General features: G+C 60.5%; 9 protein-coding genes and 1 pseudogene. 6 read left to right on the plus strand and 4 right to left on the minus strand.

The genetic code is table 11. The annotated features are described in order from the left end of the window. The first annotated feature begins 36 nt into the window (after positions 1-36). Positions 37-2,223, plus strand: coding sequence for an AAA family ATPase (locus EO141_RS20235; RefSeq protein ID WP_127170090.1), 2,187 nt, complete (start codon positions 37-39; stop codon positions 2,221-2,223). 155 nt (positions 2,224-2,378) lie between these two features. Here the strand turns inward: EO141_RS20235 and EO141_RS20240 are convergent, their stop codons facing one another. Beyond that, on the minus strand, positions 2,379-2,600 hold the full coding sequence (locus tag EO141_RS20240; protein WP_164739342.1) for a hypothetical protein: 222 nt from the start codon (positions 2,598-2,600) through the stop codon (positions 2,379-2,381). A gap of 611 nt (positions 2,601-3,211) precedes the next feature. On the opposite strand from EO141_RS20240, the pseudogene EO141_RS20245 reads away from it, so the two are divergent. The 3 genes and pseudogenes from EO141_RS20245 to EO141_RS20255 all read left to right on the plus strand — a co-directional run bounded on the left by EO141_RS20245 (position 3,212) and on the right by EO141_RS20255 (position 6,001). After that, positions 3,212-3,564 (plus strand): annotated as a pseudogene (locus EO141_RS20245) (SymE family type I addiction module toxin). A 204-nt stretch (positions 3,565-3,768) separates the two neighbouring features. Then, a complete protein-coding gene (locus EO141_RS20250; RefSeq protein WP_241236705.1) occupies positions 3,769-4,362 on the plus strand; it encodes an RNA polymerase sigma factor in 594 nt (197 codons plus the stop codon). A 376-nt stretch (positions 4,363-4,738) separates the two neighbouring features. After that, entirely contained in the window at positions 4,739-6,001 is a 1,263-nt protein-coding gene (locus EO141_RS20255; RefSeq protein WP_127170092.1) for a pectate lyase, read from the plus strand. A 151-nt stretch (positions 6,002-6,152) separates the two neighbouring features. On the opposite strand, the gene EO141_RS20260 is transcribed toward EO141_RS20255, so the two are convergent. After that, on the minus strand, positions 6,153-6,560 hold the full coding sequence (locus tag EO141_RS20260; RefSeq protein WP_127170093.1) for a DoxX family protein: 408 nt from the start codon (positions 6,558-6,560) through the stop codon (positions 6,153-6,155). Between the two features lie 92 nt (positions 6,561-6,652). On the opposite strand from EO141_RS20260, the gene EO141_RS20265 reads away from it, so the two are divergent. Next, positions 6,653-7,030, plus strand: a complete 378-nt coding sequence (locus EO141_RS20265; protein WP_127170094.1) for a helix-turn-helix domain-containing protein — start codon at positions 6,653-6,655, stop codon at positions 7,028-7,030. A 308-nt stretch (positions 7,031-7,338) separates the two neighbouring features. Here EO141_RS20265 and EO141_RS20270 read toward each other — a convergent pair whose 3' ends face one another. Further along, a complete protein-coding gene (locus EO141_RS20270; RefSeq protein ID WP_102580081.1) occupies positions 7,339-7,518 on the minus strand; it encodes a CsbD family protein in 180 nt (59 codons plus the stop codon). 214 nt (positions 7,519-7,732) lie between these two features. Between EO141_RS20270 and EO141_RS20275 the strand changes: the two genes are divergently transcribed. Further along, complete coding sequence (locus EO141_RS20275) at positions 7,733-9,988, plus strand: ATP-binding protein (protein ID WP_127170095.1); 2,256 nt, start codon at positions 7,733-7,735, stop codon at positions 9,986-9,988. 70 nt (positions 9,989-10,058) lie between these two features. Here EO141_RS20275 and EO141_RS20280 read toward each other — a convergent pair whose 3' ends face one another. Further along, on the minus strand, positions 10,059-11,216 hold the full coding sequence (locus tag EO141_RS20280) for an HDOD domain-containing protein (RefSeq protein ID WP_164739343.1): 1,158 nt from the start codon (positions 11,214-11,216) through the stop codon (positions 10,059-10,061). Positions 11,217-11,406: the final 190 nt, after the last annotated feature.

The following is an 11,406-nucleotide window of genomic DNA, read 5'->3' on the forward strand; positions in this document are numbered from 1 at the left end:
AGTTGCCATAAAATCTCGTGAAGGACGTGCGGAAAAATGAATAAGTTGAAGGTTGTTTTGCAGAACTGTTATGGCATCCACTCGTTGTCGCACGAGTTCGACTTTGATACCGGCATAAACGGAGAAAAGAAACAATCAAAAGCATATGCTATTTATGCTCCCAATGGCTTGATGAAATCCTCGTTTGCTAAAACCTTTGAAGATGTAGCTAATGGAGTCGAGCCAAAAGAAGAACGTTATAGTAGAGCGTCAGAATGTAGTATAACGCTAGATGATCTCCCGATAATAAAAGAAAATATATATGTATTAAAGTCGGAGATTGACATTAGTTTGGATAGTCCAGCTATGACAGACATTCTCGTCAATCCTGAAAAAAAGGCGCGTTATGACGAGCTATTAGTAGGACTGGAAAAGCACAAAGTAAAATTGATTGGTGCGCTGCAAAAGAAATCGAAAATTAAGAAGGGGGATGTCGAGAAAGTCATATTGGCAGACTTAGGAGAAATATCGCTGCCGGCATGTATCCAAAAGTTAAGTGAATATTCATGCTTAGATGATTTAAGTCCATATGAATATGCAACTATATTTGACCCAAGATCACTAGAGGTATTGAAAAGTAAGGAGTTTATATCTAAGGCCCACGAATTCAGTAAGCGCTACCAAGACTTGTTTAACAAGGCAGGCTCAATTTATAAGAGGGGTATTTTTAATCCGGCGCGCGCAGAAACATCTTTTTCGACGCTAGACAAGCAGGGATTTTTCGCTGGAGGTCATCGCGTTCATCTAAGTGGTGAAAAGGCCTCAATTGACAAGAAGGAGTTAGACGAAAAGCTTTCGCTAATCCATGCCGAGATCGATGGAGATGTAGAGCTCAAGAAGTTGCGAAGTAGCCTCGCTAGAAACGCACAAACTATCGCGTTGAACGAACTGATAGAAAGTCTTTCACCTAGTGAAGTGGAATTCTTACTTGATAAGTTGAAGCCGGAACGTCAGCTTGAATTTCGCAAAGATTTATGGGCTTTTTACATCAAAAATGCGCCCGAAGTTTCGGTTTATATGTCTTGTCACGCTGATAGCAAAAAAGAAGTTGAATTAATTGAGGCGGCCGCATCACAAGAAGCTCCCCAATGGGCCGCTGCAGTTAAACGCTTCAATGATCGATTTGTAGACATGCCATTTACTCTTTCTGTAAGCAATCAAGCGCAAGCGTCACTTGGAAAAGAGAACGCAAGATTGATGTTCTTATTTAAGGATGGGGAGGACGAAGCTAGCTATCTTCGCTCTGAAATTAAAACGCTTAGCCAAGGAGAAAAGAGAGCTCTGTACCTCCTGAACTTTATTTTTGAAGTGGAAGCAAGAAAGTTAGCTAAGAAAAAGACAATTTTCATAATTGATGACGCGGCGGATTCGTTTGACTATAAAAATAAGCATGCAATAGTTCAATATTTAAACGACTTATGCTCTGTAGATTTTTTCAGTCAAATAATACTCACGCACAATTTTGATTTTTTTCGAGCACTTGCGCTAAATTTTGTTGGCCGAGAAAGATGTCTCATGGCGAATAGAGGGAAAAACGAAATTGGGCTATTTAAGGCCGATGGAATTAGTAATATTTTCATTAAAAAATGGAAGAGTCAGGTTCACAAAAATGACGTCATCCTGTGTGCCTCCATTCCATTCACTCGAAATATAGTTGAATACACTACGGATAGTTCATCAGCGGACTACCTACAGTTGACTAGTTTACTGCACTGGAAAAAGGAGACGGATAGCATAACGGTAGGTGACTATATCAAAATATATAACAGAGTCTTTTCTAAGAATATATGCTCAGACAATAAGAAGCTAATTAAGAATCTTCTGTTCGAGAAGGCGGATGAAATCTCCGTAAGCAGCAACCACGACGGATTGAACTTAGAAGATAAGGTGCTGCTTTCTATCGCAATACGTCTTTCCTCGGAAATTTATATTACACGAAAGTTGCGTGAACATATGGGCGATCCAGATTATTGGTGCCCGTCCAAAAGCCAGTTTGGCAGTTTGATAAAAGAAATATCAACCAAGCTCCCCGACCTGGCGGAACTCCGAACTTTAGAGAAAGTAAGCATCACGGTGAGCTCAAATATTCACCTTAATTCTTTCATGTACGAACCTATTTTAGACCTGACGATTGAACATCTCGTCAGCCTTTACAAGGAAGTTAGGAAGATGGAATCTCCTTGACCATCGTGCCGGCCTCGGCCTGCTTCAGCGCAAACGCGATCTGTTCTTCAATGAACTTTGACTTATTTATGGCGACGGGCGTTCTGGGCCTGAGCGTAGCCAAATTATTGAGTTCTGGTTGATCTAAATTCTAGGACGCAAGTCAAAACGTAGTTTTAGCGGGCAGTGCTCAAATCCCCAAGCACATCGTCCACCTGCTCGGCCAGGTACTGCAGGCAGTGCGCCCATTGCTGGAGTGGAATGGCTGGCATGCCCATTGCACCTTCGTCACGGGCGCGCGGTGCGGCCAGGGTGGCGAGCAGGCGTAGTTGGTCGCGTACGCGCAGCAGGTGGTATTGCGTGCCTTCGGACATCCAGTAGCCAGGTTCGTCGTGCATGCCGCTCTCCTTGCCATGAGGCAGCTCCCGCTGCACAACGCAGCGGGATGCCGGGAGGCTAGAAACCGCAGACAGCCGGCGGGCATATTCCCCTTGCGGGTGTTGTATTCGCCGCCCTCCCGGCGCAAGAACGCCGAGCAGTGCCAGGCCAGATGGCCGAGCACAAAAAACCCACCAAATTCTCGGAGGTGGGTACCGCTGTCTGTGTGGAGTTTCTAGGCTCCAAGCGGAAGTGTGCGTGTGGCGGTGAGTTGGGTCAAGTTGAAGCGATGTCCGGTGCCCACATGTGCGGCTTTGCATGTAATTTTTTCGAGTGGACGCGCGGCGGCAATGACGCACTAGTTATCAGTTGACACATCGCCAAACAGGTAGCAATCTCGGTGGCAAGGAGCCTAGAAACTCCTCAGACAGCGGTACCCACCTCCGTCAAACCGGTGGATTTTTTGTGCCTGGATTTTTTGTACGAGTGCAGCCGACGCGATGCCTATGTGGGAGTGCAGCTAATGCAAAAATGTTTGGGAAAACAATTCTGAAGTCTGTCTGCGGTTTCTAGCCTCCCGACATCCCGTTGCGTCGTGCGACGGGGCTTGTTCGTCAAGGAGGGCTTTGCCATGCGTCGTTCCTCGTCCCGCCCCACGCCTGCGCGCAAGCGCGCCACGGTGCGCCGCCTACCGAAGTTGTCTGGCGCTCGCTGGACCCTTCGATCCCGCCGCGGCGCTACCTCGAGCGCACGCCCATCCCCGAACCCCGCGCCGAACCCCGCACGCCACGGCGGCCCGGCCGGCCGCGTGCGCCGCAGCAGTGCACCGTTGGCTATGGGTACTATCCCGACAGTCACCAGCGCATTCCCACCCTGCGCCTGCGCGGCCGCTGGCTGGAACAATTGGGCTTTGCCATCGGCAGCAAGCTGCACATCCGCCAGCGCGATGGCGAGCTGGTCATCAGCCTTGTAGACCCACATTGATCACGCCGCAGCGCATGCGCGCACCGCATGTGCCCGGCCCGTTGCTGGAGACGTCGCATGATGAGTGAGGGCATGACCGGCGCGTTGCGTGCAGACCGCCACGGTGTCATCGGCCAGGTGGTCGCGGCACGCGCGCACGCCGTAAGCGCGGTGCCGGTTGAGCGCTACGGCAGCCGCCCGTGGCGCCACCGCAGCGCCTGTGCCGTGCGCGAGCTGCAGGCCCGCGCGCCCGCGGCGGGTATCTACGCGCTTGGCCGCGTCACCACGCGCTGGCACGTGCGCGAGGAGCGTACGCCGGCCAGGGAACGCTTCGACCAGGCGGTGGTGCAGCTGCAGGCAGAGCTGCTCACCTACATGCGGCGGCGCCTGCGCGACCCGCACACCGCCGCCGACCTCGCCCAGGAAACGCTGCTGCGCCTGCTGGCCTACCGCAACACGCCAGACATCCACAGCTACAAGCTGCTGCTGTACCGCATTGCCCACAACGTGGTGCTGGAGCACTGGCGCACGCGCCACCGCAGGCACGCCGCCCGCCATGTGCCGCTGGAGGACAGCGAACCGCTCGCCGCCGCTGGCACGGCGGTGGACCAGCTGGTGGACGCCCGCCGCACCCTGCAGCACCTGCACACCCACACGCTGCCCGCGCTGCCGCCCAAATGCCGCCAGGCCTTCATGCTCAACCGCTTCGACGGCCTCACCTACCCGGAAGTCGCCGCCGTCATGGGCATCTCGGTCAAAATGGTGGAAAAACACATCAGCCGCGCCCTGGCCGCCTGCCGCGCGGCGGTGGGTGAGTGACGCCAGGGCAATGCATCACGCAGGTGGCAGTGCATCACGATCAGTCGGGCACTGGCCCGGTTCATTGCGCTTAGCTATTCGGCTACGTTAGCGGCACGCGGCTCCACGGGCCACTAATAGGTTGGTGCTCATTTGATCAGGGTGCGCCACGTCATCCTGTTAAGACTCCGTTCTCTGCTCTTCGCTCCCATCTCCTTGGGTTCTCTTTGAGCGCCAACGACTGTGACGCGCAACGGGGACCCAGCGCGAGAATTCCCCTAGTGTTGCATCAGGCAGCGACGGCGAACGCGAGTCACTCGGCACGCCGCCGATTGCCAGTCAGACGCAATCGCCCCCTCCCCCCACAGCACAGCGCCCCCCAGCGCAAAGGTTCTTCATGATCGATGTCATCAAGCGGAAAATCTTCTCAAGACGTTCGGTCATGGGGCCCGTGTTTTCCACCGTCATGCTCTTGGCTGGAACGACAACCGCGGCACTGGCAAGCGAGCCTGTCGGCTTCGGCGCGGGAACCACCGGAGGCACGGGGGGCGAGGTGGTCGATGTCTCCACACCGGAAGAGCTCAAGAATGCCTTGTGCCAGCGTTACCAGGGCTATACCTGCATAGACGACACGCCTCGCATCATCCGCCTTAACACCGTCATCGACTTCACGGCAACGCTGGGAACCACGTCCACAACGGGCTGCGTTTACGCTGACAGACAGTGTGCAGAGCCGAGCGGGAAGCAGGAGCGGGTTCTGGACAACGGGTCATACTGCAGCGGTCGTATAACGTTCCCACTGACCTACGACAACGCAGCGAAGTCACTGCTATCCGTGGGTTCGAACAAGACGCTGATCGGTGTCGGGGCATCGGCGGGGATAAAGGGCACTGGCTTGTCGATGACCGGCGGTGTGTCGAACATCATCGTGCGGAACCTGTCGATCACCGATCTCAATGAGGGCATCGTCTTTGGCGGCGATGCAATCAGCATCGATAACGCAAGCAGGATCTGGATCGACCACAACGCGTTCGCACGCATCGGCCGGCAGATGATCGTGACGGGCTGGGGGCCGGCCAAGGCAGTCACCATTTCCAACAACATGTTTGATGGCGAGACCGCGTATGGGCACTACTGCAACGGCCGAAGCTCCTGGATCATGCTGCTGATCGGCGAAGCTGAAGAAATCACCTTGCTGGCAAATCACTTCCACGCCACCGCAGGGCGTTCGCCGGAAATCGGTACGGGCGGCATGATTCATCTGGCGAACAATCTGTATACGTCCAACTTCTATTTCGGCGCCACTGCGTCAAGGGACGTCAACCTGTTGGCCGAAGGTAACTACTTCAATCCAGAGGGCCAATACTTCTTCCCTGTCGCCAGTACACCCGGCGATCTGGTGTTCGCGCCACTGGATGAGAACGTGTCTTCCACCGGGTCGCTTTGCTCGCAGACGCTGGGGCGTTCCTGTGTCACCAGTTACACGGAAATCGGACAGGAATCGTTTCTGCTGGACACCACGGTGATGGCCAATATTGCCGGCAATGCGACCTGGAAGAATGCGATAGGCAGCGTCAGGCCAATGATGTCCAACGACGTCGCCAAGTCGGTGGCCGCCAACGCAGGCCCAAGAGCCGATCCGGACAGCGTTAGCCGGTAGTTTCAAGCGGGGGGCGAGACGCACGTGCTCGTCCCCTTGCCCGTGGTTGCGCACCTGCTTTGCACACATCGAGTTGGCGCGATGGTGAGGGTGCTGGCTGGGCCGGGCGCGTTGCAGCGGCCCAGCCGACAGCGCTCAATCAGGCATCGAATCACTGCAGCGTTGCGTGGATGGCCGCTGCTGTCGGCGCATACGGTGAAGGCGGCTGGCGGGCGGCGTTTTGCATGCCAAACGAGGCGAGCAGAAAGAGCAGGCCCAGCGCTGCCGGTACCGCACCCTTGGGCTTGCGCACACCCAGATGCGCCATGCCGGATAACAGCAGGTGGTAGAACATGCCGGCGTAGGCAAGATCGCTCAACGCGGTGTTGAAGCGGCACACAATCGCCACCGGGCCCAGAATCTTGATGACGATCATCCAGGGCACCAGCAACGGCGCCGAGTAACCCAGCTCGGCCTGCGCCTTGCGCACGAACTCACCCTTGACCAGATACATGCAGGCAGAGGCGAGATACAGCAGGCACAGCAGTGCGGTACTGATCCAATAGACAGAGATGCTCATGGTGTTTGCCAGTCAATATGCGAATGCAACCGGCAATCAGAATGTCGCCTAAGATACCTATTGAAAAGTAGGATGAATCACTGGGGTTTAGTATGAAAAAGCAGACCATTGATACAGGCGAGCCCAATATGCATGCAGAAATGCGCCGTGCATTTGCGCTGCTGTCGGGGAAATGGAAGCTGGAAATCATGTGGCTGCTGAATCAGCGGATGTATCGCTTTGGCGAGCTGCGCGCGGCAATCCCCGGCATCACTCAACACATGCTGACGGCGCAATTGCGCGAGCTGGAAGCAGATGGCCTGGTCACACGCACCGTGTTTGCAGAGGTACCGCCACGCGTGGAATACGCCATCACGCCAAAGGCGCATGGACTGGGGCCAACCATGGAAGCGCTGACCGCGTGGTGGCAACAGTACGGCGACAGCATTGCGAAGCGGCCTGCTACACGCGGGCGCAAGCCAAGCGGTTAGAGACAAGCGGCTGGTCCTTCCGGGTGGGTTCATGACGCAGACCTATTGGCCGGCATGCGCGCGCACCTGTCCCAAGAATCGTTACAGCAATCTGCGCACAATCCTGGCGATCAGGCTTGTAGGTCAACACCTGTCCAGACCCCACAAACGCCAACGCCCCATCATGTCGGGGCGTTGGTGCGATCTCGCCGAAGTGGGCGTTGCCGTCCGCACTTTCGTGCGTTACGGCTGCTGACCAGTCCACTGCTTCGCCGCGGCGGGCGTGACACCCGCGGGCAATGCAGTCGGCGTGGACAGCTTCGATCGACTTACTTGGAGGCGTCGCGCACTTTGTCGGCGACCTGGCCAGCCTTGTTCTGCACCTTGCCGACGTTCTTTTCGGTGGCGCCTTCCAGCTCGGTGCTCTTGTCGCCCGTGACACGGCCGACGGTTTCCTTGATCGAGCCCTTGATCTCTTTCGCGGTGCCTTCGATACGGTTCTTGTCCATGGGTGTGCCTCTTACGGTTGGGGATGTTGGAGGCCAGTCTGGACCCCGGTGGTGTGAGTGCGACGTGGGCATGCCGTCATCCGCGCGTCAGGACGCTTGGCTGCTGCGCTGGCGTGTGCGCGGCCTGTGCGCGAGCAGGGCGTTGTTCTGCACGTCTTGTTGAGACCGCTGCGTGCCACAATGCGCGCACTTTTTTGCCAGGCAATGCCGTCACGTGAGCACAGTGCGCCCCGCCATCGAGCCCATTGGCCTGGAGTTTCTTGCGGGGGGCGGCGAGATGGGGGCCTTGATGCGCGCCCACGACTGGGCGGCCACGCCGATGGGCGCGCCCGAAACCTGGCCGCAGTCGCTGCGCTCGTCGTTGTCGGTGGTGCTCAATTCCACCCTGCTCGGTGCGGTGCTGTGGGGGCCGGAGCTGCGCCTGTTCTACAACGACGTATACGTGCAGTCGATGGGCGAGCGTCATCCGCAGGCGCTGGGCCAGCCGGTGACCGAGGTGTGGAAGGAAACCTACGCGCCCATCGCGCAGGCCTTTGCGCGGGTGATGCAGACCGGCGAAGGCTTCGGGCAGGAAGTGATCACCTTGCCGATGCTGCGCAACGGTGTCAGCGAGATGACCTACTGGAATGCCACCGCCTCGCCGATCCGCGGCGAGGACGGCAGCGTGGTGGGGCTGATGAATATCGCCATCGAAACCACCGCGCAGGTGGCGGACGCGCGCAACCGCGACCTCCAGCACGCGCTGCTGAGCGACGAAAATACGCACCTGGTGCACGAGGTGGTCAACCGCACCAGCGAGCGCGATCGTGCGCTGGAGGCCGAAACCGTGGCGCGCCGCAATGCCGAGCGGGTGCAGCTGGCACTGGCGGCCGGGGCGATCATCGGCACCTGGATCTGGGACCTGCGCACCGACGCGTTTTCGGTGGATGAGGCCTTTGCGCAGAACTTCGGCTTCGATCCGTCCAGCAGCCGCAACGGCCTGACACTGGAGCAGGTGATCCGGACGGTGCACCCGGACGACCGCGAGGGGCTGCGCGCGGCCATCGGCGAGGCGCTCGCCCGCGGCGGTGCGTACGCGCACCAGTACCGGGTCAAACGGCGCGACGGAAAGTACTACTGGCTCGAAGCCAATGGCCGGGTCGAAAAGGCCGCCGATGGCACGCCGCTGCGGTTTCCCGGCGTGTTGCTCGACATCGAGGCGCGCCACGCGCTGTCGGAAGAGCGCGACCGCGCGCTGTCGGCCTTGCGCGAGTTGAGCGACACGCTGGAGCAGCGGGTCACCGAGCGCACGCGCGAGCTGATGACGGTGGAAGAAGCGCTGCGCCAATCGCAGAAGATGGAAGCGGTGGGGCAGCTCACCGGCGGGCTGGCGCACGACTTCAACAACCTGTTGGCGGGCATTTCCGGTGCGCTGGAGCTGATGAGCCTGCGCATCGAGCAAGGCCGCTTCTGCGAACTGGAGCGTTACGTGGCCACCGCGCAGGGCGCCACCACGCGCGCGGCGGCGCTGACGCACCGCTTGCTGGCGTTTGCACGGCGGCAGACGCTGTTGCCCAAGCCCACCAACGTCAACCGGCTGGTGGTGGACATGCTGGAGCTGATCCAGCGCACGGTGGGCCCGGGGATCTGCGTGGAAAACGTCGTCGCGGCCGAACTGTGGCTGGCGCTGGTGGACGCGCCGCAGCTGGAGAATGCGCTGCTCAACCTGTGCATCAACGCGCGCGATGCGATGCCCAACGGCGGGCGCGTGCGCGTGCAGACCAGCAACCGCCGGATCGACCGCGAGATGGGCCAGCAACTGGGCATGCCGGAGGGCCACTACCTGTCGTTGTGCGTGAGCGATACCGGCACCGGCATGCCGCCGGAGGTGGTGGCGCGCGCGTTCGATCCGTTCTTCACCACCAAGCCGATCGGCGAAGGCACCGGCCTGGGCCTGTCGATGATCTACGGGTTTGCCAAGCAATCCGGCGGGCAGGTGCGCATCCACTCGGAAGTGGGCAAGGGCTCGACGGTGTGCATCTACCTGCCGCGGCACGCCGGTGCCGATGACAGCAGCGACGGCAGCACCGCCGCGCTGGAACTGGCGCCCTCGCTGGCCGGCGAAACGGTGTTGATCGTGGATGACGAGCCGTCCATCCGCCTGCTGTTCACCGAGGTGCTGGAAGAGCTGGGCTACACCGTGCTGGAGGCCGGCGACAGCGCCGCGGGGCTGGGCATCCTGCAGTCGCCGGTGCGGATCGACCTGCTGATCAGCGACGTGGGCCTGCCCGGCGGCATGAACGGCCGGCAGATGGCCGACGCCGCACGCGTGGGCCGGCCCAACCTCAAGGTGTTGTTCGTCACCGGCTTTGCCGAACACGCGCAATTGAACGACGGCCACCTGGAGCCGGGCATGGCGGTGCTGGCCAAGCCCTTCAGCGTGAGCGTGCTCGCCACGCGGGTGAAGGAGATGATCGCCAGCGAGTGCTGAGTGGTGCTGTGCTGTGCAGGCGTTTGCCTGCGCGCGTGCGCGTGCCCGGCCTGCGGCGACCGGGCCGGCCTCACTCCACGCTGGCGGCGACCAGCCGCTGCCATAGCGCGGCATTGGCGGCGTGGTCCGGCTCCAGCGTGGACAGCACGCTCAGCGCGTGCTCCTGCTGCTCGGCGCCGTGGCGGGCGAGCATGGCCAGCGCGGCGGCCAGCCGGCCGTACCGCAGCGCCATGCCGAGCGAGCTGGTGAGCAGGGTGGTGTCGTGCCCGGGGCGTTGCTCGTCCAGCGCGGTGCCCAGCGCGGCGGGCAGCTCCCAGGTGGTGGCGATGGTCTTGGCGACGGCGGCGGTATGGCGCTCGACCAGCACGGCGGCCACCTCCAGGCTATAGGGCACGCTGGGGCGCTCGGCGTAGGCATCGCGCAGCACGCGCAGGATCACCACCGCACCCAGGCCCTGCAGCAGGCCGGCCAGCTGCGCGGCCAAGGTATCGCCGGCGCGCTCGCGCATGTAGGCAGCCGCGGCGGCGGCAGTCCGCAGGGCGTAATCCCATACCGCGGCCGGCAGGCGCGCGTAGAGGCCGCCCTCCAGGCTCAGCACCGGCTGCATGACGGCGGCAGCGACGATCTGGCGCACGCCCTCGGTGCCGATATGCACCACGGCCCGCTCCAGGCTTTCCAGCGGACCACCCTGCGGGCGGTACAGCGCGCTGTTGGCGATGCGCAGCAGGTTGGCGGCCAGCGCCGGGTCCTGCGCGATGATCGCGGCGATGCCGCGGCCGGAGGCATCCGGGTCGTTGACCGCGCGCATCAGCTGCGGCAACAACTGCGGGCGGCGTGGCAACAGCTGCGGGCGCAGGTCGACATGGGCGAGCGCAGCGCCGACCGCATCCAGCACCGCGGCCTGGGCCGGGTCGGTGGGCAGGCGGCCCTCGGCCAGCGACGGGTTGGACATCACTGCGGCATACATGCGGCGCAGCAGCGGCTGCATCGGCGGCGGCCCGCACAGCAGGGGGTGGGGTGTAGCCGCGCGCTGCGCCTGTGCCTGCCCGTGCGTGTGCACGGCCGCGGCCGCGGCCGCCGCGGGTGCGTCCTGCAGGCCGGTGTCGGTGGCGGCAGGCGCGGCCGCAGCGCTGGCGCTGCGCGCACGTTGGCGCAGCAGCAGCCATGCGATGACGCCGGCCAGTCCCAGGCCGGCAAGCAGTCCGGCAGCAAGCAGCAACACAATCACGGAGGTCCAGGGGTCGTCTGATCGGTGCAGCGACTATCCGCGAAGCCGCTGTTGACGGCAATGCAGGCGTGCGTGGCGCGCGGTGCGAGCAGACCCGCACACCGGCACTGCCATGCTGCACTGCGGGGATGAGCGGCGTGTCTTCCAGCTGACCACTGCGCTGCACGTGGCGCTAACGCAGCAGGCAGCA

This window comes from Xanthomonas sp. BRIP62415 (genome assembly GCF_003993515.1).
Classification (GTDB): Bacteria; Pseudomonadota; Gammaproteobacteria; order Xanthomonadales; family Xanthomonadaceae; genus Xanthomonas; species Xanthomonas euroxanthea.

Excerpts from the sequence above, each read along its gene's own strand:
- EO141_RS20235 (WP_127170090.1), top strand. The coding sequence starts at position 37 with ATGAATAAGTTGAAGGTTGTTTTGCAGAACTGTTATGGCATCCACTCG.
- EO141_RS20240 (WP_164739342.1), bottom strand. The coding sequence starts at position 2,600 with ATGCACGACGAACCTGGCTACTGGATGTCCGAAGGCACGCAATACCAC.
- EO141_RS20255 (WP_127170092.1), top strand. The coding sequence starts at position 4,739 with ATGATCGATGTCATCAAGCGGAAAATCTTCTCAAGACGTTCGGTCATG.
- EO141_RS20260 (WP_127170093.1), bottom strand. The coding sequence starts at position 6,560 with ATGAGCATCTCTGTCTATTGGATCAGTACCGCACTGCTGTGCCTGCTG.
- EO141_RS20265 (WP_127170094.1), top strand. The coding sequence starts at position 6,653 with ATGAAAAAGCAGACCATTGATACAGGCGAGCCCAATATGCATGCAGAA.
- EO141_RS20270 (WP_102580081.1), bottom strand. The coding sequence starts at position 7,518 with ATGGACAAGAACCGTATCGAAGGCACCGCGAAAGAGATCAAGGGCTCG.